The organism is Bacteroidales bacterium, assembly GCA_017521245.1.
GTDB lineage: Bacteria > Bacteroidota > Bacteroidia > Bacteroidales > G3-4614 > Caccoplasma_A.
Window position 1 is genome coordinate 1 of record JAFXDI010000009.1, and the last position, 22,201, is coordinate 22,201.

The 22,201-nt window shown below is 36.8% G+C and carries 16 protein-coding genes; 4 read left to right on the forward strand and 12 right to left on the reverse strand.

The features are described from left to right. Nucleotides 1–1,035: hypothetical protein (locus IKK64_02225; protein ID MBR4118878.1), on the forward strand; the 1,035-nt coding region annotated here is incomplete at its 5' end. Between the two features lie 628 nt (nucleotides 1,036–1,663). Beyond that, nucleotides 1,664–2,197, forward strand: coding sequence for a transposase (locus IKK64_02230; protein ID MBR4118879.1), 534 nt, complete (start codon nucleotides 1,664–1,666; stop codon nucleotides 2,195–2,197). A gap of 853 nt (nucleotides 2,198–3,050) precedes the next feature. Here the strand turns inward: IKK64_02230 and IKK64_02235 are convergent. Continuing rightward, the gene (locus IKK64_02235) at nucleotides 3,051–4,289 is read right to left on the reverse strand and encodes an ATP-binding protein (GenBank protein MBR4118880.1); all 1,239 of its coding nucleotides are present in this window, start codon (nucleotides 4,287–4,289) and stop codon (nucleotides 3,051–3,053) included. Between the two features lie 1,172 nt (nucleotides 4,290–5,461). Here IKK64_02235 and IKK64_02240 point away from each other — a divergent pair. Continuing rightward, nucleotides 5,462–5,989 carry an RNA methyltransferase gene (locus IKK64_02240; GenBank protein MBR4118881.1) on the forward strand — a complete coding sequence of 176 codons (528 nt, stop codon included), beginning with the start codon at nucleotides 5,462–5,464 and terminating at the stop codon, nucleotides 5,987–5,989. A 155-nt stretch (nucleotides 5,990–6,144) separates the two neighbouring features. Here the strand turns inward: IKK64_02240 and IKK64_02245 are convergent, their stop codons facing one another. From IKK64_02245 to miaB, 3 genes are read right to left on the reverse strand one after another with little or no spacing between them, the layout of a single operon-like run. Further along, a complete protein-coding gene (locus IKK64_02245) occupies nucleotides 6,145–6,780 on the reverse strand; it encodes a polysaccharide deacetylase family protein (GenBank protein ID MBR4118882.1) in 636 nt (211 codons plus the stop codon). A 10-nt stretch (nucleotides 6,781–6,790) separates the two neighbouring features. Beyond that, the gene (locus IKK64_02250) at nucleotides 6,791–10,045 is read right to left on the reverse strand and encodes a DUF2723 domain-containing protein (protein MBR4118883.1); all 3,255 of its coding nucleotides are present in this window, start codon (nucleotides 10,043–10,045) and stop codon (nucleotides 6,791–6,793) included. Nucleotides 10,046–10,092: 47 nt separating this feature from the next. After that, a complete protein-coding gene (gene miaB / locus IKK64_02255) occupies nucleotides 10,093–11,424 on the reverse strand; it encodes a tRNA (N6-isopentenyl adenosine(37)-C2)-methylthiotransferase MiaB (protein ID MBR4118884.1) in 1,332 nt (443 codons plus the stop codon). 144 nt (nucleotides 11,425–11,568) lie between these two features. On the opposite strand from miaB, the gene IKK64_02260 reads away from it, so the two are divergent. Beyond that, complete coding sequence (locus IKK64_02260) at nucleotides 11,569–13,047, forward strand: acetyl-CoA hydrolase/transferase family protein (protein ID MBR4118885.1); 1,479 nt, start codon at nucleotides 11,569–11,571, stop codon at nucleotides 13,045–13,047. A gap of 91 nt (nucleotides 13,048–13,138) precedes the next feature. On the opposite strand, the gene IKK64_02265 is transcribed toward IKK64_02260, so the two are convergent. From IKK64_02265 to IKK64_02300, 8 genes are all read right to left on the reverse strand, one after another. Further along, nucleotides 13,139–13,873, reverse strand: a complete 735-nt coding sequence (locus IKK64_02265; protein ID MBR4118886.1) for a DUF2807 domain-containing protein — start codon at nucleotides 13,871–13,873, stop codon at nucleotides 13,139–13,141. Continuing rightward, entirely contained in the window at nucleotides 13,860–14,867 is a 1,008-nt protein-coding gene (gene dusB, locus IKK64_02270) for a tRNA dihydrouridine synthase DusB (GenBank protein ID MBR4118887.1), read from the reverse strand. Before dusB ends, IKK64_02265 begins: the two co-directional genes overlap by 14 nt. 28 nt (nucleotides 14,868–14,895) lie before the next feature. Further along, on the reverse strand, nucleotides 14,896–15,348 hold the full coding sequence (locus IKK64_02275) for a DedA family protein (protein MBR4118888.1): 453 nt from the start codon (nucleotides 15,346–15,348) through the stop codon (nucleotides 14,896–14,898). Then, nucleotides 15,336–16,343: a hypothetical protein gene (locus IKK64_02280; GenBank protein MBR4118889.1), complete on the reverse strand. Its 1,008-nt coding sequence runs from the start codon at nucleotides 16,341–16,343 to the stop codon at nucleotides 15,336–15,338. The genes IKK64_02275 and IKK64_02280 overlap by 13 nt, the downstream gene beginning before the upstream one ends. A 10-nt stretch (nucleotides 16,344–16,353) precedes the next feature. After that, nucleotides 16,354–17,625: a phosphoribosylamine--glycine ligase gene (purD, locus tag IKK64_02285; GenBank protein MBR4118890.1), complete on the reverse strand. Its 1,272-nt coding sequence runs from the start codon at nucleotides 17,623–17,625 to the stop codon at nucleotides 16,354–16,356. Between the two features lie 902 nt (nucleotides 17,626–18,527). Beyond that, nucleotides 18,528–19,037 carry an RNA polymerase sigma factor gene (locus tag IKK64_02290; GenBank protein ID MBR4118891.1) on the reverse strand — a complete coding sequence of 170 codons (510 nt, stop codon included), beginning with the start codon at nucleotides 19,035–19,037 and terminating at the stop codon, nucleotides 18,528–18,530. A gap of 128 nt (nucleotides 19,038–19,165) precedes the next feature. Next, on the reverse strand, nucleotides 19,166–21,514 hold the full coding sequence (locus IKK64_02295) for a hypothetical protein (GenBank protein MBR4118892.1): 2,349 nt from the start codon (nucleotides 21,512–21,514) through the stop codon (nucleotides 19,166–19,168). Nucleotides 21,515–21,520: 6 nt separating this feature from the next. Beyond that, nucleotides 21,521–22,105: a non-canonical purine NTP diphosphatase gene (locus tag IKK64_02300; protein ID MBR4118893.1), complete on the reverse strand. Its 585-nt coding sequence runs from the start codon at nucleotides 22,103–22,105 to the stop codon at nucleotides 21,521–21,523. Nucleotides 22,106–22,201 lie beyond the last annotated feature (96 nt).

A 22,201-nucleotide genomic window follows, 5' to 3' on the forward strand; every position in this document is an offset into this window, starting at 1 on the left:
AAAGTATTACCGTCAGGCACAGGCAACGTAACCATCGACGGAAGTACTACCACCCCCAAATACGTAGTGCCCGGCACCAACGTCACCTATGTAGCCACCGCAAAAAGCGGATACAAATTCAAAGGTTGGAATATGGAAGGAATAGAGATAAGCACTTCAAACACGCTTATACTTCCCATAAATTCAAATACTGAGATAACTGCAGTATTCCAAAATATACCCAATTATAGCGTAACAGTAGTAAGCAGTGGCAATGGAACAGTAAGTAGCAGTTCAAGCAGTGTACAAGAGGGCGGCAGTGTAACCTTAACCGCTACCCCCAATAGTGGCTATGTATTTAAGAATTGGACCTTAAACGGCAACGTCGTAAGCACCCAAAACCCCTATACAGCCATCGTAACAGCCAATAGCGTATATGTAGCAAACTTTATAGATAAATATAACGGACACGAATACGTTGACCTCGGCTTAAGTGTCAAATGGGCAACCTGCAACGTAGGCGCAACAACGCCGGAGGAATATGGTAATTACTATGCGTGGGGCGAAACCACACCAAAAACAACTTCCTACGATTGGATTACCTATAAATGGTGTAATGGAGATAAGTATTCAATGACCAAATACTGTACAAGTTCAAATTATGGCACAGTAGATAATAAAACCACATTAGAACTCACAGACGATGCAGCTCATGTAAATTGGGGTGGAAGTTGGCGTATGCCAACATACGAGGAACTAGAAGAATTAATGGATACAAATAACTGTACATGGAATTGGACAACTCAAAACGGAGTAAGAGGTTATAAAGTAACAAGTAAGAAGAACGGCAACAGTATATTTCTCCCGGCGGCTGGCTATCGCAGCAATAGCAATCTTAACTCTGCGGGCAGTTACGGTTACTACTGGTCGAGTTCGCTTTATACGAGCAGTAGCAGTAGTAGCTTCGCTTACTACTTGGACTTCATTTCGGGCAATGTGGATTGGGACTACTTCTACCGTTACTACGGGCGCTCTGTCCGCGCAGTTTGCGAGTAGAATTAAACGCCACAGCGTTTAAATTTAGTTTTTAGAATAACACTCAATAATAAGCAAGAGGTTGTAACGTAATAGTACGCGTTGCAACCTCTTGTTGTATTTCCCCGATTTTGGTTGTTTTTTCGGAAAAGATACACAGAGTTTGCAACCGGCCAAGTAGGGACACACCATGGTGTGTCCGCTAAAAAGAGTATCAATGTATTTCCCCGATTTTGGTTGTTTTTTCGGACGTACCATGGTACGTCCCTACATTAAGACATTGATAATCATATAAGTTAAGGTGCAAAATTCTGCAACCAGACAAGTAGGGACACACCACGGTGTGTCCGCCGAAAAGGGTATCAAAAGTTATCAGTTTTCAGCTATTAGATGTCAGTTTTTAGAATAAGAATTTATAACAAATAAAGTAGGGACACAGCATGCTGTGTCCGCCGAAAAGAGTATCAATGTATTTCCCCGATTTTGGTTGTTTTTTCGGAAAATATACACAGAGTTTGCAACCAAGCAAGTAGGGACACACGATCGTGTGTCCGCTGAGAATAGTATTACAAAATATAAAAAACATCTTTTGAAATTATTTATATATAACATATATTTGTTGTAGCATAAGTAAATAATTTTAACTGTAATGAAAAAACTCCCACAACGAAAAACACCTCGAGCGCAATGGATAGAATATAATACCGGATTATATTTTATAACAGTCTGTACTGATAATTGGATTCATTATTTTGGGGAAATAAAAAAAGGAGAGATTGAGCTAAGTGAAGTAGGTAAATATTTGTATGAAATATTGAATAATAGTAACACCCACCATTCATATATAAAAGTATTGCAATCAGTAGTAATGCCAAATCACTTTCATGCAATAGTTGAGGTTTGTGAAGGAGATAATTTTTCGGACACAGCATGCTGTGTCCCTACATCAGAGTATCGTATCTCGGAAGGAATAAACCTAACGAAACGCCCTTTATTATCAATATTTGTAGGCTCTATAAAATCATCAGTAACACGATATGCCAATAAAAGAAATATAAAATTTAAATGGCAGAGTCGCTATCATGACCATTTAATACGAGGAGTTGAAGATTGTAATAATATATCGCAATATATTGAAAACAACATCTTAAAATGGGAACAGGATTGTTATAATAAGTTGTAAGCTAATTGGAATATACAAGAAGTAACCATGCAAGTAGGGACACACGCAAGCAAGGTAATTACTTTGTAATTAGAATTGACTAAATGTCAATTCGTGCCGAAGGTTGGAGAGCACAGTGCTCTGTGCGACGGGGGTGTGTCCGCTAAAAAGAGTATCAATGTATTTCCCCGATTTTGGTTATTTTTTCGGACGTACCATGGTACGTCCCTACATTAAGGCATTGATAATCAGATAAGCTGAGGTGCAAAATTCTGCAACCAAGCAAGTAGGGACACAGCATGCATACAAGGTATTTGTGAAACAAATAGGATTAACTGAATGTTAATCCGACCGCAGTATGGGGAGTGCAGTGCTCTGCACGACGGAGTTGTGTCCGTCAAAAAAAATGCTCTCTCCGCAGTTGTTACTTTTTAGTTGTACGGTGTTACCCACGCACCTTAGTTATTAGCAATAAAGGCTCTAACATCTATTTATTATTCCTTATTTTTTCGGACGTACCATGGTACGTCCCTACATTAAGATGTTGATAATCAGATAAGCTAAGGTGCAAAATTCTGTACCATGCAAGTAGGGACACACGCAAGCAAGGTAATTACAAAGTAATTAGAATTGACTAAATGTCAATTCGTGCCGAAGGTTGGAGAGCACAGTGCTCTGTGCGACGGGGGTGTGTCCGCTAAAAAGAGTATCAATGTATTTCCCTGATTTTGGTTGTTTTTTCGGACGTACCATGGTACGTCCCTACATTAAGACGTTTATAATCATATAAGTTAAGGTGCAAAATTCTGTAACCAGACAAGTAGGGACACACCACGGTGTGTCCGTCTAAAATACAAATATATCTGTTATCTTTTTAATTCAGAAGGTAATCAAAGATATTCATCATGATAATGCCGTTTGGCATGGTATGTGTTGGTATATTATCTGTTGTAATAATTATTTTTGTAAAATAGTCGTTAGTAAGGGTAAGAGAACGTTGTTCTTGGTTCTTTTTCTCCTCATTTGGTAACGAATATGCAGATTGTATATATAATCTTTCACTGCCTTTGTTACAAACAAAGTCAATTTCAAGAGTAATTCTAATAGTTTTATCTTCATCATTTTTCTGATAGAATGTAACACTTCCTACATCTACTTTATAACCATTACCGACAAGATGGTTATATATGATGTTCTCCATGATATGAGTTGGCTCTACTTGACGGAAATTCAAAAGAGCATTACGCAATCCAAGGTCAGCAAAATAATATTTGTATGGAGTGTCAATATACTTCTTCCCTTTAATATCATAGCGAACTGCTTTCTCAATGAGGAATGAGTCTATAAAGTAATCTATATAGGTTTTTATTGTATTGTGACTTATTTTTACCTTTTTCTCACTAACGAATGTATCTGTGAGTTTGTTGGGATTAGTTAATGCTCCTATATTTGATGCCAAGAGACAAAATAATTCTTCTAATTCAGCATCATTTTTTATTCTATTACGGTTTATGATATCACTTAAATATGTCTCTTTAAGCAGCTCTTGAAGAATTTCTGCTTTTCGTGCTTTATCCTTCTCAATGACAACCATTGGCAGCCCCCCATAATAAATGTAATCTCGCCACAATGAAGAAGTATCTTCATCTGACATTTCTTTTATTTCTTTAAACGAAAGTGGTTGAAGATGGATTTGAACTCCGCGTCCTCTGAATTCTGTAACTATATCTGAAGAGAGGAATTTAGCATTACTTCCTGTTACATATACATCAAGATTCTCAATATGTAAGAACCCATTAAGAACATCAACAAAACTTTCTAACATCTGAACTTCATCAATTAACACATAATACATTTGTGAATCTTGCTTTGTCAAATTCTCTACATATTCATATAAAGTTTCTGCTTTGCGATATTTTCGGTGTACAAATGAGTCAAGTTGTATTTCAATAATATGCTCGGCATCAACACCATTGTTCAAAAGATGTTGCTTATAAAGATTGAATAGCAGATACGACTTGCCAACGCGTCGTAACCCTGTAACAATCTTTATCAAATGATTGTGCTTGCTGCTTATCAACTTTCTGATGTATTCTGCTCTTTTAAATCTCATATAAGTATAGTTTTTGTGTATTTACACAGTTTTCGTCTGCAAAGATAGTGATTTAATTAAAAAATAGGAATTTTGTCTCTATTATTTCCCCGATTTTGGTTGTTTTTTCGGAAAAGATACACAGAGTTTGCAACCATACAAGTAGGGACACAGCATGCATACAAGGTATTTGTGAAACAAATAGGATTAACTGAATGTTAATCCGACCGCAGTATGGGGCATTTTTAGGTAATTACATTGTAATTAAAATTGACTAAATGTCAATTTGTGCCTAAAAATGGGGAGTGCAGTGCTCTGCACGACGGAGGTATTAACTCCTATGCGACGGAGGAAATCAGTGCTCTGCACGACGGAGTCACGTCCGCCGAAAAGAGTATCAATGTATTTCCCCGATTTTGGTTGTTTTTTCGGACGTACCATGGTACGTCCCTACATTAAGGCATTGATAATCATATAAGTTAAGGTGCAAAACTCTGCAACCATGCAAGTAGGGACACAGCATGCTGTGTCCGCAGTTGTCAGTTTTTAGTTGTACGGTGCTACATACACCTTAGTTATTAGCAATAAAGGCTCTAATAACTATTTATTATTCTTTGTTTTTTCGGACGTACCATGGTACGTCCCTACATTAAGATATTGATAATCAGATAAATCGAGGTGCAAAATTCTGTAACCAAGCAAGTAGGGACACACCACGGTGTGTCCGTCAAAAAGAGTATCAATGTATTTCCCCGATTTTGGTTGTTTTTTTCGGACGTACCATGGTACGTCCCTACATTAAAATGTTTATAATCAGATAAGTTAGGGATAAAATTCTGTAACCATGCAAGTAGGAGGCTGCGCCAAAAAATACATTTTGACACAGCCCCCTATTTTGTTATTGTTTTGAAAGATTATTTAGTTTTATTAATCTAAAAACTACCCCGAAGGGGCAACAAAGTTGACAACTAAAAACTAACAACTGAACCTATCCATTCCCTTGAAAAAGTGTAACAATATCTTGCATATTCGTTGGAAAAAGTGTAAATCACTAATATATTTTGATTTGTGAAAGAGTAGTATTTGAATTATTTCTTTGGATTTTTACGATTTTCGTTAAATTATTTCTTTGGAAAATTTTGATTTACTATTTTTATGCATGTAAATAAAACGTGGGATTGAAAAAAAGAGATATGAAAAAGTTATCGGTTATTGAGTTGGATAGAGTATCAAAGGAGGAGTTTAAACAAATTGATAAGACTCCTTTGGTTGTGGTACTTGATAATATAAGAAGTTTAAATAATGTAGGTTCGGTTTTCCGTAGTTCTGATGCTTTTAAACTTGAGAAGATATATTTATGTGGTGTAACTGCTACACCTCCTAATGCCGAAATTCATAAAACCGCTTTAGGTGCTGAGGATAGTATGGAGTGGGAGTATGAGGAGGATACCAAAGCAGTTGTTGCAAAACTTAAACAAGAGGGATATAAGATATTTGCTGTTGAGCAGGTTCAAAATAGTATAATGCTCGATAGGGTTGAGCTTGATAAAACCAATAAATATGTTCTTATATTGGGCAACGAGGTTAAGGGCGTTCAGCAAGAGGTTGTTGATATGTGCGATTTTGCTGTTGAAATTCCTCAATTTGGCACTAAACACTCCCTCAATGTATCGGTTGCCGCAGGTATAGTTATTTGGGAATTCTTTAAGAAGTTGCAGTAAAAATAAAATAGACCAATTGGACTAAATTAGCCTAATTGGTCTAATATTTAAAAATAAGTACATTGCTAAAGCAAATGCCTTATGTGTGCTTAATAGTAAAATTCCTAATTCCTAATTGGCACGGAGTGCCGAACTAATTCCTAATTCAAAAAATTCTATTCGTTTATTAGAAATTTAATAGGGAGTCTTTTTATAGCGTACCCTTCGGCAAGTAACCACTCTATCACTTTTGGTAGAGCCTCTTTAAGGTTACGTTGGGCTTTTATTGAGTCGTGGAAAACAATAATAGAGCCGTTACGGGTATATTTCTTTACAATCTCCACAACCTCATCGGGAGTTAAGTTTTTACTATAATCTCTACTAACAACGTCCCACATTATTATATGATAACCCGCCTTTTGGAGAGCAACCTTCTGCCTAAAACGCATATGTCCGTGCGGAGGTCTGAATAGTGGACTGTTTATTAAAGTATTGGCAGCCTCAACATTTTTAAGATAGTTTTTTGTTCTGAACTTCATACCCTGTATATGGTTTTGGGTATGGTTGCCAGTTAAATGACCTCTGTTCAGCACCTCTTGATACAACTCTTTATGTCGGGCAACATTATCTCCAACGCAAAAGAAGGTGGCTTTAATGTTATAGTGGTCTAAAATATTCAGTACCCAAGGTGTAACCTCAGGTACTGGACCATCATCAAAAGTCAGATATACTGTTTTGTTTTTTCGTGGTATTCGCCATATAGTTTCAGGATACAACATCCTGTACATATATGGCGGTTGCTCTATTAACATATCTCTTCTATTATGACTCTTTAAACAAGTTGTAACCTAAATCACTGAGAGCGTAAAGATACTTCTCTGCACTCTCCTCATCGCCTTGTTGTATAAAGAATTGAATAATTGTTTTTAATGTGTATTCTTGTCTTAAATACTCTTGAGATATTGATCTAAGTTTATTGTATTCCAATGTTCTGAACCAACTCATATACTCCATTGAGTTATCGGCAATTTCAGTTAGCAGGGCTTTACCCTTTTCAGTTTCGCCCAAACTGTAATATGCCATTGCAGGTTGAATTGATAGGTAATCGTGTTTTGTTGCCGATGCAGGTATCTTCTCCATCATCTTATCAAGAACATTCAAAGCCATATCGTACTTCTCTTCCATTATCAATGCCTCAGCAAGGTCAATAAACAACATACGCATAGTATATGTCATTTTGCGAACGGTCTCATCTAAATATACATTAGGATTATCGACACCGCCCCACTCAAATTTGTTCATCATATTATCGTACATTGTCTCGGTATCAACCAATCCGTCACTCTCTGTATCGTTGTTTACAACAGGAAGTATTCTGTATGCCAAACCAACCTTAACAAAGTGTTTGTCCAAATTCAGATACATATCAGGGCCAACAGTTACTGCATAGTAGATAGGTCTTTCCCAGTTATCCCTTGCAATAGAGTTAAGCATACTCAATACCGATAATTGATTTAGCATCAGAGCATCGTTATTTGCCAACTTTATATCAATTCTGTCGGTAGCATACCCTTTTAAGTCGGCAGGAATTTTATCTGCTACTGCTGCTGAATCAACATCAATATAGAGGTTACTGTTAGGTATATGGTCAATAGATATACCATATTCAGGGATATATTTATTATCCTTATCCTCTGATATAAGGTAATTCATTGCTTTGTCAAGTTCCATATCGTAACCATAGCCTCTGTCAAGAACGTATGCGTATGAGAGTTTACCGTTACCATATCTGCTTCTATCCATCTCAATAGGTAGAGGAGTAGATTCGTATGCTTGGCTCTTCATTTGGTCAATATACCAATCAGTTTGAAGATAACTCAAGTTACAAACTCTCACGTCTGTTCTGTAACCCTCAGTCTCTTGAACATACCACAATGGGAATGTATCGTTATCGCCATTTGTGAATATAATACCGTTCTCCTCAACACAACTCAAATAGTTCTTACCAAAATCACGTGCGGCATAGCGTCCCGAGCGGTCGTGGTCATCCCAGTTTTGTGCTGCCATCTGAACAGGAACAAACAAGCATAGAATAGCAGTTGCAAGAGCAACAATAGAGTTATCTCTATCTTTAAGAAGGTATCTCTTAATTAAACTATATATACCTAATACTCCCATACCAATCCATATAGCAAAGGCATAGAAAGAGCCTGCGTAGGCATAATCTCTCTCTCTTGGTTGGTAAGGTGTTTGGTTAAGGTAAATAACAATAGCCAAACCAGTCATAAAGAACAGGAAGAATGTTACCCAGAAACTCTCAATACCTTTTTGTCCCGAGAAAGCCTGATAGAACAGACCAATCAATCCAAGTAGTAGAGGTAACATATAATATACGTTTCTACCCTTGTTGTTCATCAAGTCCGAAGGCAAGTTTTCTCCTTCAATATGTTTATCAATAAAACTAAAACCGGTAATCCAGTTACCTTTGTGTAATTCACCATGACCTTGAATATCGTTTTGGCGTCCTGCAAAGTTCCACATAAAGTAACGCCAATACATATAGTTTACTTGATAACTCAAGAAGAATCTTATATTCTCAGCAAATGTAGGTTTCTCTACATATCTGATACCACTATTAGTTTTAACCTTAACCTTATTTGTTTTATTGCCATCTTTGCTCCACTCTTTGTATGCCTCAACATGATGTGATTGGTTGCTATACATACGAGGGAATAACATATTCAACTCAGGTTGATATGTATAATCCTTTTTGTGGTCAGTTACAACATATTTATCAGGTTCGTTCTCATTGTTTTTAATAACACGTTTCCAGATAGCTTTGCCCTCTTTTATTTCGGGATTACCATTTGCATCTCTAACAATATCCGAGGTGTATGTATATCCATACAATAGAGGTCTCTCGCCATACTGTTCGCGGTTAAGATAACTCGATAGAGCAAATACATCCTCAGGTGAATTTTGATCCATTGGAGTATTAGCAGTAGAGCGTAACAAGATAATAGCATACGATGAGTATCCTATAAATATCACCATTATACAAGTTAAAACTGTATTAAGCAATCTTATGTTTACCTTCTTGCTTGCAAAGGTTACAACAATTAGAGCTGCAACAATTAGCAACGACAATAATATACTTTCGCTAACAAAAGGAAGTCCTACCATTATCAAACTCACAATGAACGACAATTTAAGTCTGTTCAAATTCTTTTGAGTAAAGGTCTCATACAATCCCCAACATATTGATGCAATAACCAAGAAGAAGTATGCAATAACACCTGTGTTATAAGGTGCTCCAAAAACATTTACAAATAGGAGTTCAGCCCATCCGGCAACCTTTATAAATCCGGGAACCAATCCGTAAAGAATAAAGAATATAAGGGCAAACGAAACCAATATAGCAATTATAGAGCCTTTTGCCGATGGCTCTTTCCATTTCTTATAGTAATAGATAAGAACAATAGCAGGGATACACAATAAGTTCAACAAGTGAACAGCAATTGAGATACCTATAATGTATGCAATTAAAATAATATATCTGTTGGCGTGGGGTTCATCAGCGTGGTTCTCCCATTTAAGTATAAGCCACACAACAAGTGCTGTACAGAACGAAGAGTATGCATAAACCTCTCCCTCAACAGCCGAAAACCAGAATGTATCGCTGAAAGTGTATGCTAAAGCACCAACAGCACCAGCACCCATTATGGCAATAGTGTTTGTTAAAGAGTAGTTATCACCCTTGATAACAATTTTACGAGCAAGAGCAGTAATTGTCCAGAATAGCAACAAAATAGTTGCAGCACTGAACATTGCCGACATAAAGTTTATGCACCATGCCACTTGTGATGGGTCAGATGCAAAGTTGGCAAAAAACCTACCAGTAAGCATAAAAATAGGGTTACCGGGTGGGTGTCCAACCTCTAATTTGTATGCCGATGATATAAACTCTCCGCAATCCCAGAAACTTGCGGTTGGCTCTAAAGTAAGGGTATAGACAATTCCTGCAATTAAGAACATTGCCCATCCCATCACGTTATTCAATTTTTTATACAATTCCATATTTTGAATATGCTAAATCTAACAACTAAAAACTAACAACTAACAATTCAATCAACTGTTTTTCCCAAGAGCGTAGCCGATGATGAGTCGTAAATTTCAACCATCACTCTATCACCAATGTGGTAGTTACCTTTGTCAAACACAACAGTTTTATTTTGAGGTGTTCTTCCACAAAGTTGTTCGCGAGAGCGTTTTGAGAATCCCTCTACCAAAACCTCAAAGCGTTTTCCAATATCGCGGCGGTTACTCTCTGCCGATAATTCGTTTTGTAACTCAATCATACGTTGAAGCCTTGCAATCTTAACCTCCTCGCTAATGTTGTCGGGCAATCTCTTTGATGCAAAAGTTCCGGGACGCTCAGAGTATTTAAACATAAATGAAGAGTCGAAACCAACCTCACGCATAAGCGACAAAGTCTCTTCAAACTCCTCCTCAGTTTCAGAGTGAAAACCGCTGAACATATCGGTTGATATACCGCAGTCGGGAATATATCTTCTGATTGCGGCAATTCTCTCTAAATACCATTCGCGAGTATATTTGCGATTCATCAGAGCCAAAATTCTGTTAGAACCCGATTGAACAGGCAGATGAATATGGTTACAAATATTATCGCACTCAGCAATGGTTTTTAAAATCTCATCGCTCATATCTTTGGGGTGAGAAGTTGTAAAACGCACCCTTATACCATCTCCAGCCTCAGTTGAGACCATACGAAGAAGTGCAGGGAAATCGGTTTTATTACCATTCTCATCTTCAAACATATAAGAGTTAACGTTTTGACCTAAAAGAGTAATCTCCTTAATGCCATTATTTTTAAGTTCGTTCAACTCATTAAGAATACTTTGAGGTGGACGGCTTCTCTCTCTACCGCGAGTATATGGAACAATACAATAAGAGCAAAAGTTATTGCAACCACGCATAATAGATATAAATCCCGAAATTGATTTACCAATCTTTCGAGGAAGAATATCTTTGTATGTCTCAACAGTTGAGAGTTCAATATTAATAGCCTTCTCGCCGCACTCTACAGCACCTACAAGGTTGGGAAGGTCGTTATAAGCATCGGGACCAGCAACAAGGTCAACACCGTAGTTGTTTATAAGGTCCTCCTTAACCCTCTCAGCCATACATCCAATAACACCCACAATAAGTTTACCCTTCTTATGGCGTAAACTATTCATAAATTGCAAGCGTCCCAAGACCTTCTGTTCGGCATTATCTCTAATAGAGCAGGTGTTTAGGAATACAGCATCGGCATCGTTAATATCTTCGCATAATGAGTAGCCGCAAGTAGCCATAATAGAGGCAACTACTTCGCTATCTGCCACGTTCATCTGACACCCGTATGTTTCAATAAAAAGTTTTTTATCCTCCGACATATTTTATTTATCAGAATAATTTGTAAATTTGACACAAAAATAATGATTAGAGAGCAAAATAATATCAAGTTTAGTTGAATATTTTACAGCGAGCGAAAGTATTTTTGCAAAAAAGCAGATAAAAATATAAAAACAATATAGATTATGGCATTTAAAGTAATAACAGCCCAAGAGGCAGCATCGCATATCGGAAACGGTGCGAAAATAGGATTTGGTGGATTTACTGCATCAGGAACACCAAAAGTAGTTTCAGCCGCATTGGCAGAGAAAGCAGAGGCTGAACACGAAGCAGGAAGAGAGTTTAAAGTATCGTTATATACAGGAGCATCATCGGGCGATATGCTTGACGGAGCATTGGCTCGTGCAAAAGCAATAGATGCACGCACACCATACCAATCAAACAAATCATCACGCGAAGGCATCAATAAGAACGAGATACAATACTTTGATATGCACCTTTCGCATTTGGCACAAAACCTGCGTTACGGATTTTATGGTAAGTTAGATTTTGCCATTGTTGAGGCTTGTAAAGTATATGATGATGGTCGCATAATACCATGTATGGGAGTAGGTATTGCACCAACAGTATGCGATTTGGCAGAGAAGGTTATCATTGAGTTGAATCATCACACACCTGAGGCAATAGAGGGCTTCCACGATATATATCAACCCGCCGATCCTCCATATCGTAAAGAGATACCCATTTATACACCATCCGATAGAGTAGGAGTACCATATATACAAATTGATCCCTCAAAAATCATAGGTATAGTTGAGAGTAACTTACCCGATGGCGTAGCACCCTTTACACCAGCCGATGAAACAACCAATAAGATTGGCGAGAATGTATGTAATTTCTTGGTATCAGAGTTAAAAGCAGGACGTATTCCTTCATCGTTCCTACCCATACAATCAGGAGTAGGAAACATAGCAAATGCAGTCTTAGGCTCACTTGGTACAAACCCAGATATTCCACCATTTGAGATGTACACCGAGGTTGTGCAAGACTCGGTTGTTGGTTTGATGAAGAGCGGAAAATGTAAATTTGCAAGTGGATGTTCACTAACTGTCAGTGATGCAGTAATGGAAGAGATAATATCAGATGTAGATTTCTTCCGCGATAAGATAGTTTTACGTCCACAGGAGTTATCAAACAATCCGGAGGTAGTTCGCCGTATGGGACTTATTACCATAAACACAGCACTTGAGGCAGATATATTCGGTAATATCAACTCAACACACGTTACCGGAACAAAAATGATGAATGGAATAGGAGGTTCGGGCGACTTTACTCGTAACGCATACCTATCAATATTCACATGTCCATCAGTAGCAAAAGGAGGTAAAATTAGTGCCATAGTACCTATGGTATCGCATCTTGACCACAGTGAACACTCTGTATCAATCCTTATCACAGAGCAAGGAGTTGCCGACCTTCGTGGTAAATCACCTCGCCAAAGAGCAGAGGCAATAATTGAGAACTGTGCTCACCCAATGTATCGCCCATTACTTCGCAAGTACCTTGAAATGGGAGCAGGACACACTCCTCACACTCTATCTGCTGCCTTTGCAATGCACACAGCATTTAACGAAACAGGTGATATGAGTACAGCAGAGTTTTAATATTGCACAGATAATAAAGTATATAAAATAAGAGGGTTCACTTCATCAGTGCAACCCTCTTATTTGTTTGAAATGTATATATGAATATTATCTACTCTTCTGCTTTTGTAGGCATTTCACGAATTTTTTTGTTCTTGCCCGAGATTTTTAAATCTCCTTTGCAGTAAGCCGCACCTTTCCCCCAACTGCGGACAGAGATGTCTTTATTCACGTGGCAACCAACGTCACCTTTTCCAAGAATCTTACAAGTGACCTCCTCTGCAACTAAATTATCGGCATCAATCTCTCCACTACCAATGATAGAGTATGTTGCCTTTCTTGCTTTGCCCGATAGAAGAATATCCCCTCTACCTAAACCGCGTTTTACAACCACTTCATCGTAAACAATATTTTTACAACGAATTAAACTCTTGTTTAAGACCTTTAGTTTAAGTTTACTGCCCGATACAATACCCTCTGCTGTAAAGTTGGCACCAACCGAACAATCAACTTGAGTAAGTTCTTTTGAATATACATAAACCATTATAACACCAAAGTTTCTGTTATAGCCTCTACCATATCTGATGCTAAGTAATCCGTTTTTAGATGTTATAGATACAACATCATCCCCTTCGGGTGCATATATTCTTACCTTTCCGGCCTTGCTCTCACTTTGAGTATATACCACGTTAATTCCGTTAAGAATACTTATTTTATTAAAATCGGCAATAGTTGTGTCGCTATACACATAGTTGTATTTCTTAACAGCACCATTTTGTGCATTTACCGTAACTGATGCAATAAAAATTGTAATTACTGCAACAAATAGTAATTTAATTCTCTTCATGATCAATTGAGTTATTTAAATATTTCTCTTGTATTGTGTCAAATATTGCGTTTAGTTCATCCTCTTTCTCGGCTCTTAGCATTGCTATCTTTATATCTCTGAAGTTAGGAATACCCTTAAAAAGAGTAGTTGCAGCAAGGTGTCGGCGAATGTGTAATATACCTCTTCTCTCATCTAAACGAGCAATACTTTCACGCATTTGGCGTCTAAAAACATTCATCTTCTCTTCCACCGATAGAGGTTTATATGTATCAGGATTTGTCATATAGCCCTTTATGTCGCGGAAAATCCAAGGAGCACCAATAGCACCTCTACCAATCATTATGGCATCGGTCTTATACTCCTCAAATCTCTCTTTGGCAATTTCGGCAGATGTCACATCGCCATTACCAATAATGGGTATCTTAATTTTAGGGTTTGCCTTAACCCTTCCGATATAATCCCAATCGGCAGAGCCTGTGTACATTTGACTACGAGTTCGCCCATGAATTGAGAGTGCTGCAATTCCGCAATCTTGCAACTCTTCGGCGAGAGTCTCAATTATACGAGAATCGTGATCCCACCCCAATCGGGTTTTTACTGTAACAGGAATATCAACCGCCTCAACAACTGCCTTTGTAATTTTGAGCATTTGAGGAATGTTTCGTAACATTCCAGCACCGGCACCTTTCCCTGCTACACGTTTAACAGGGCATCCAAAGTTGATATCCAATATATCGGGGTTAGCCTCTCGGCATATCTTAGCAGCCTCAACCATAGGCTCAATCTCCCTACCATATATCTGAATAACCACAGGGCGTTCCTCATCACTAATAGAGAGTTTAGCCTCAGTTTTATTAACGTGCCTTATTAAAGCATCGGCCGATACAAACTCGGTGTAAACCATATCGGCACCAAACTCTTTACACATAAGACGGAACGAAGCATCTGTTACTCCCTCCATAGGTGCAAGGAATAAGGGGAAATCTCCAAAATCAAGTTTACCTATTCTCATACTTTATATCACGCCTTAATAGTTTTTATCATATAAAAAATTCAACACCTTTTGCAATGCAAAGATAACGCAAAAATTTACCCAATAGCATAGATATGTTAGTAATCCACCGGTTAGCCCTCATATATCCCAATGCCACTATAATAAGTTCGCCACAAAAGGGTAAAAACGAGAGAAAGGCAATTATTGCTCCGGGACCTTTTTGTAGATACGAAATACCTTTTTGTAGCTTCTCTGGTTTTATTCTAAGATATTTCTCAATCCACTCCAATTTACCCAATCTGCCAATATAGTAACATGTTACGCCACCCAGAAAATTACCGAGAGTTGCAACAATCAACGAGGTAGTCATATTAAATCCCGATGCAAGCAGTAAGGTTAAAACTGCTTCGGAACTCAAAGGGAATACCGTTCCTGATATAAAGGCAGAGAGGAACAATCCAATATACCCCCATCCCGATAGTTGTGCTACAAAATCCATACAATATAGCAGGTAATATATATCAGTATTATCAAATATAAGAATCTCAATTTGCCTTTACTCTTAATAGAGTTAAAATAGTGAGCCGACAAAAGAGCGGCACTGCTATTAAAAATGGGCATATATGAGTTTATGTTTAATGGATTAAACGCAATAAGCAAAAGAGTAGTCAAGAGAACAGAGTTTAAAAACTGAACATACCTTTTTATTGAAATCTTCTCACGAGAGTCGGCATATAGATTTGTAATATTGTAAATAGCAACAACAATTAAGATAGGTATCAGATATAGAATATCATATAGCATCTTTCGACTTATAGAGTTATAATCCTCCAATAGGATAACCGATTTAATACTCTCCCACGCACTATTAAAATTGAAATATTCCAATCCTAAATATGAAGATGCCCAAAATAAAAAAGATGCTGTTGCTATTGCAAGTAGCGATGCACCTGCACTCTTTACCGAAAGGATGTTGAGTTGAGCCATACCAATCCAAAAGAGAGGAATAAAAAATATAATCTTATCCCAGAGAACTGCCGTTGCACATAAAATAAGAGTAGTATTATATACCATACTCTCCACATGCCTTCTGCCATAATTCTCAAAAAGGTAGTAGGTGGCAACAAGAATAGAGGTAGCACCTATAAGTCCAATATTAAACGATTGTAGAATAGCTGGTTTACAGCATTGCAACAATATAAAAAACAGCGAAGGGAATAGCGACAATAGAGTAGTAAGAGAGTATTTATTTGCTATTGAAGAGATAACAAAAGTAAGGAGCATCACAATTACAATATTAACAGTAATTGCCATATTTGATACTAACCACTCCTCTGATATTTGTAAAGGAACAATACCTTTAAAATTCTCCACCTCAGGAGCAAAATATATTGAGGCGATGACTACCATAGCCACCGCCACAATTATACATATAATGTGAGATACCAACGATGTAGGTACCTTTATTGCTCCGTACTCTCTGCCCGATTCCACCGTTTAAGTTCTATTTTAAATCAAAGCCAATATCTCTACGATAATATTTTTTGTCGAACTCAATCTTTTGAGCATTCTCAAACGATTTAGCCAAAGCCTCATCTTTACTATTTCCGTATGAACTAACTGCAATTACTCTACCACCCGATGTTACAACCTTACCATCTTTAAGGGCAGTTCCTGCATGGAACAATATACTATCTGTAACATTTTCAAGTCCGGTAATCTCTTTACCCTTTTCGTAATCACCGGGATATCCTCCCGATACCAACATAACAGTAACTGCGTAACGAGGGTCAATTTCAAGAATCTTCTCATTAAGTTTACCCTCTGCCACACCCTCAAACATATCAACAAGGTCAGATTTGATGCGAAGCATAACAGCCTCTGTTTCAGGGTCGCCCATTCTTACGTTATACTCAATAACCATAGGCTCGTTGTCAACATTGATAAGACCTAAGAATATAAAACCTTTATACTCAATACCCTCTTTCTTAAGACCTTCAACTGTTGGGATAACTATACGCTCCTCAACCTTTTTCATAAACACTTCATCGGCAAAAGAAACAGGCGAAACAGCTCCCATACCACCAGTGTTTAAACCGGTATCACCCTCGCCAATACGTTTATAGTCTTTTGCAACGGGTAATATTTTGTAGTTCTCTCCATCTGTCAAAACAAATACCGAACACTCTATTCCCGATAAGAACTCTTCAATAACAACAGTGCTACTTGCTTCGCCAAACATACCATCGAGCATGGCTTTCAACTCCTCTTCAGCCTCTTTAAGGTTGTCGATAATTAATACACCCTTACCGGCAGCCAAGCCATCGGCTTTTAAAACGTATGGAGCTTTTAAGGTTTTCAAGAACTCAACAGCCTCATCATACTCTTTTGCAGTAAACTCTTTGTATGCGGCAGTAGGAATGTTTTGACGCATCATAAATGCCTTAGCAAAAGCCTTGCTACCCTCAAGTCTTGCACCCTCTTTTGAAGGTCCAATAACTGGGATGTTTTTCAATTCTGCACTATTTTTAAAATAGTCATAAACACCTTTTACTAATGGATCTTCAGGACCTACAACAACCATTTTAATATCATTGGCAAGAACAAACTCTTTAATGGCATCAAAATCATCGGCTTTGATAGCAACGTTTGTTCCTGCGTTTGCAGTACCTGCATTACCTGGAGCGATAAACAACTTATCGCATTTTTCACTCTGAGTTATTTTCCACGCAAGGGCATTCTCTCTTCCGCCCGAACCTAATAAAAGGATATTCATATTTTACTATTTAATGATTATACAACTTTAGTATAGGATATCACAAACATATCCTATGTTGCAAAGTTAATTTAATTGAGTCAAATGACAAAAAAAAGATAAAATTTAGAGATAAATAAAGGTAATAAATGTTTAATTAACTATTTTGAGAGAGATAAATCTTCCATAAACCATTACAACTCATAGGTTTACAAAAATACCCTAAAAAAATAAAAAAAAATCAAATAAAAATTTGGATAATAAAAGTTCTCGTTTTATCTTTGCATCTTGTGTAGTTGCCCCCTATACAAAAGGGGGGGGTATATATGACAGCAGGAGTAAGATATCATTACCTTAACAATTATCAATTGTTCCCAAACTCCTCAAAAACTTTGCTTCACTTATCCTTTACGGAATTTCCGTAATCGCGTAGTCCAGCAGAACATATTTTTACAGCAAGAACTTTAAATTAGGAGTAATTTAAAGTATCCTTTTGCCCCCTATTGCGAAGTGTCGCAAATTTGTTTGTTGTATTAAATTTAAATTGTATAAAAAACAGAAAATTAGAATGCTATGAAAACACAACCAACCCACTTCCCGGAAAAGAATAGCCAACCTTCTTCAACTCAATTTAGACGGCTATAAATATTTTAAATAAATTTTTTAGGTAGATTTTATTAAAAACAAACTCAAACAAGAAGTTGTCTGGCTATTTTTTTAGACTTTGTATTTCTCTGTTGCGCAAAGTAGATCTTCCCCTCCTTTTAGGGACACCTCCTCGTCCCCTCGGTAGTAGAGTTAATGTTCTGTTAATCTCCTGCCATTTAGTGCCTTAAATCACTCTGTGATACAACTTCAAGAAGGGCTGCCATAACACATTGGTTGTTTGGTAGTCCTTCTTATATATAAAACATATTACCACTCTATCTGTAATCTTTAAGAATATTTTGTAATCTTTGCCTAGCAAAAAATATTCTACTCTTTACAGTTCCCAGTGGTAACTTCATATAAGCCGCAATTTCGTGATATTTGTATCCGGTAATATGCATTGAGAAAGGAATTCGGTATTCAGGAGCAAACGAAGCAATAGCCCTGTTAATCTCTTTAATTGTATAACTGCCATCGGGTGTATCAAATCCCGATTCTTGTGGCAGGTTCAAATGGAACAAATCTTCGGTTTGGTCAACCATAGTTTGGTTACGAACAACTCTGCGATAGTTATTAATAAATATATTTCTCATAATAGTAAACAACCACCCTTTAAAGTTGATGTTGTCAATATATTTATCCCTATTATCCAGAGCCTTCAAGGTTGTATCTTGTAATAGATCTTTAGCCTCCTCTCTATCAGAGGTAAGCATATAAGCAAAATTGTAGAGATTATCTTGTATCTCTAATAATCTCTCTTTAAACAGATCAAACTCTTTGTCCATTGTTAAGTTGTTTTTAATTACAAACTAACAACATATAACCTCTTAATATGGTTCAGGAGGATGAACAAAAAAAAGAGTGAACCCAAAATAAAGGGAACACTCTTATATGAATATTGTAAGCAAAAACTTTAATTATTACCCGATATAAAAACTATTTTGGTAACAACGCCCTCTTTGCCATCACTTGAAGAAGCCCAAACATAATATACTCCGCTCTTTACTCTTTGCCCATTAGTTGCGTTACCATCCCATACTATCTGACCACCTTTAGAGTATGCCTGATATATTAAATTTCCGGTAGTATCGGTAATCTTAACAAGAGAGTTAAACATCAATCCGGTTATTGTAATCTCGCCTGTAAACTCAGGGCGAACAGGATTTGGGAATGCATATATATTATCGTAATCTTCTTCTTCCTCAGTAGCCTCTGCCCTAAACGATGCCAAACCTTTATCGGTAGCAAAATATACCTCACCACTCTCTTGGTTAATAGCAATATCGTATATACAATTTGAGGGTAACAATGAATTTTCAGTTGTAAAGTGGTATATAGTTTCAAGACCATCGGGCGAAACTAAAAAAGCACCATTGCTGTAAGTTCCTATCCATTTGCAATTTGCGCCGTCAACTTTTATTGCTCTAATGGCTTCATCATCAAGCAAGAGGTCTGCATTGTTTGTTCCATCGTTACGAGCAATTTTTACCCTCTGGCATGTAAAGTTTGAGTTCATAAAGTTATCGGGGCGAGATATTATTATAGGACCTCTATCAGTACCTATCCACAATTTTCCGTCTCTATCCTCGCTTATACAATAAAAAGCAGTAGCATCAATGGTTTTACCATCTTGGTCGGTAAATGTATTAAATCTGCGATATTTATCATCAGAGGTCTTTTCAAGAGTATTGTTTATGTTTAAAGCCAAAACAAAGTTTTGTCCGTTATTTGATACAAACCATTTTGTTTTTGATTGTTTGGGATGTATCATATTGCACATATATTTTTGATCTATCAAATCATTAATATGTTCATAAACCACCCATTTACCATCAGGTTTTAAAATAAGAACACCTTGCTCTGGGCTATAACTAGTCATCCATAAGTTTTTATCTTTATCAAAAGCTAAACTACTTAATTGATTTGCGTAGTTATTGGCTGCTCCAACAATAGGACTATTCATATAGTTCCAATTCTCTTTATATTTCCCCTTTTCAAACTTATAGAGTCCGTCAAACCAAGTACCAACGTATGCAAGCTCATCATTATCGGGGTGAATTGCCAGTTTTGACGGCAACATAAATTTATTTATGTTAGAAGGTTTGTCTTTGGGACTTGGAACATTATCGCCATATATATTATGCCATCTGTAATCTTTTAAATATGATATGTTGTTATAAGCCAATTTTTGGTCTTCATTATCTAAACATATACCAACAGGAACACAGTAGAGCGTACTGCCCGAAATAGCAAGAGAGTAGGGAGCAGATACAGCCAATTTATCAATCATTGGAATAGTATCACTTCGTGTAATGTTGCTCTCTTCTGTTTTATACGAGGCAATGCCATTTTCATTTAAGAACCAATATAGCGAATTTTTATTATTACATGATATATTTATTGGGGTATAACCAATTTGTGGCAATATCTCTATTTTGTTTTTCTTAGAGAAGTCGGGTAGAAATATCTCAACAGAACTTTTTGTTATAGAGTAAGCATATATCTCATTTAAAGCATTTTTCTCCAATGATACATATTTACCGTATGAAATGTTTTTGACGCCTATATCTTTATTATAACCCCAAATCTCACCTAATGTTTGAATCCATAAAGTATCAGATAAATTTAATAAAGTTTGAGGTTTAGTTGGAAATTTATAAATGCTCTCCCAGTTATTTATGTCATAAGGGATATTATCTTCGGAGCAACTATCCAAATAACGATCCTCATTAACCATAAAATATTTATCTTCAAAGTATGTAGCATCCAAAACCTTAACCCCTAATTCAAAACTATTTTTTATCTCAAATTTTTTACTATTTAAGATAACAATACCAAAATCGGTAGAGAGATATATCTCATCTCTATCGGGTAAGAAGTTAATGTTATTAATTGTTTTGGAGGTTGTCATAATAGCCTCCTTGATGTATGGAATGTTGTAAGTTTTGTTTTTATATAAAATATCAATATTACCATTAGCGTATGCAACAACCAACATATCTTTAACATTGTCATATTTAATCAGAGAAATTTCTGTATCAGACAATTTATTATCTCTATTAATCTCGGCAACCTCGTCATACTCTTTATCGTATGAATATAGATACCCTTCGGCTAAAATATATACACACTCTTTCGCTTCTACAACCATTTTAGGGTTATCAAAAGCCGAGTAGGTTTGCCATTCAAACATCTCTGATTGCGAAAAAGCTGTTGCAATACAAAAAATAAAATACAGTATAGTAAATAAAATTCTTTTCATATAAAGTTAATCAATAAGATTATTTAAGAACTGAGCCAGTTTATACATAGCCTTTGCACGATGACTAATTTTGTTTTTAACATCATCGCCGAGTTCGGCAAAAGTCTCATCGTAACCAAAAGGTTTAAAAATAGGATCATACCCAAAACCGGCATTGCCACGAGCCTCTTTTGTGATTACACCAGCAATCTCGCCCATAAAAATATGTTCGCTACCTCTTAATGTTATGGCAACACAAGTTACAAAAGCAGCACCTCTCTGCTCAATGCCATCTAATTCGTTGAGCAGTTTCTCCATATTTTTTTGAGGGTTACACTCCTCGCCGGCATAACGAGCCGAATATACTCCGGGTGCCCCATCAAGAGCATCAACCAACAAACCGGTATCATCGGCAAAGCAATCATAACCGTAATGCTCTTTTATATATCGAGCCTTTATCAAGGCATTGCCCTCTAATGTAGTAGCAGTCTCGGGAATATCATCGTTACACCCAATCTCGGCAAGAGAAAGAATTTCAACCATCCCCTCTAAAATCTTACGAGCCTCCTCTAATTTATGTTTATTGTTAGTGGCAAAAACCAATTTTCTCATAATATTTACAACTTATTGTTTATACTATATATAATTAACGAGCAACACGTTGCTCTATTGCATAAGCAAAATTAAAAAATATTTTTACAAAAAAGT

What these genes read in the sequence shown, in the direction of transcription:
- IKK64_02250 (MBR4118883.1), bottom strand. Translation starts at nt 10,045, where the DNA reads ATGGAATTGTATAAAAAATTGAATAACGTGATGGGATGGGCAATGTTC.
- IKK64_02260 (MBR4118885.1), top strand. Translation starts at nt 11,569, where the DNA reads ATGGCATTTAAAGTAATAACAGCCCAAGAGGCAGCATCGCATATCGGA.
- IKK64_02295 (MBR4118892.1), bottom strand. Translation starts at nt 21,514, where the DNA reads ATGAAAAGAATTTTATTTACTATACTGTATTTTATTTTTTGTATTGCA.
- IKK64_02275 (MBR4118888.1), bottom strand. Translation starts at nt 15,348, where the DNA reads ATGGATTTTGTAGCACAACTATCGGGATGGGGGTATATTGGATTGTTC.
- IKK64_02230 (MBR4118879.1), top strand. Translation starts at nt 1,664, where the DNA reads ATGAAAAAACTCCCACAACGAAAAACACCTCGAGCGCAATGGATAGAA.
- dusB (MBR4118887.1), bottom strand. Translation starts at nt 14,867, where the DNA reads ATGAGAATAGGTAAACTTGATTTTGGAGATTTCCCCTTATTCCTTGCA.
- IKK64_02290 (MBR4118891.1), bottom strand. Translation starts at nt 19,037, where the DNA reads ATGGACAAAGAGTTTGATCTGTTTAAAGAGAGATTATTAGAGATACAA.
- miaB (MBR4118884.1), bottom strand. Translation starts at nt 11,424, where the DNA reads ATGTCGGAGGATAAAAAACTTTTTATTGAAACATACGGGTGTCAGATG.
- purD (MBR4118890.1), bottom strand. Translation starts at nt 17,625, where the DNA reads ATGAATATCCTTTTATTAGGTTCGGGCGGAAGAGAGAATGCCCTTGCG.
- IKK64_02245 (MBR4118882.1), bottom strand. Translation starts at nt 6,780, where the DNA reads ATGTTAATAGAGCAACCGCCATATATGTACAGGATGTTGTATCCTGAA.
- IKK64_02300 (MBR4118893.1), bottom strand. Translation starts at nt 22,105, where the DNA reads ATGAGAAAATTGGTTTTTGCCACTAACAATAAACATAAATTAGAGGAG.
- IKK64_02235 (MBR4118880.1), bottom strand. Translation starts at nt 4,289, where the DNA reads ATGAGATTTAAAAGAGCAGAATACATCAGAAAGTTGATAAGCAGCAAG.
- IKK64_02265 (MBR4118886.1), bottom strand. Translation starts at nt 13,873, where the DNA reads ATGAAGAGAATTAAATTACTATTTGTTGCAGTAATTACAATTTTTATT.
- IKK64_02240 (MBR4118881.1), top strand. Translation starts at nt 5,462, where the DNA reads ATGAAAAAGTTATCGGTTATTGAGTTGGATAGAGTATCAAAGGAGGAG.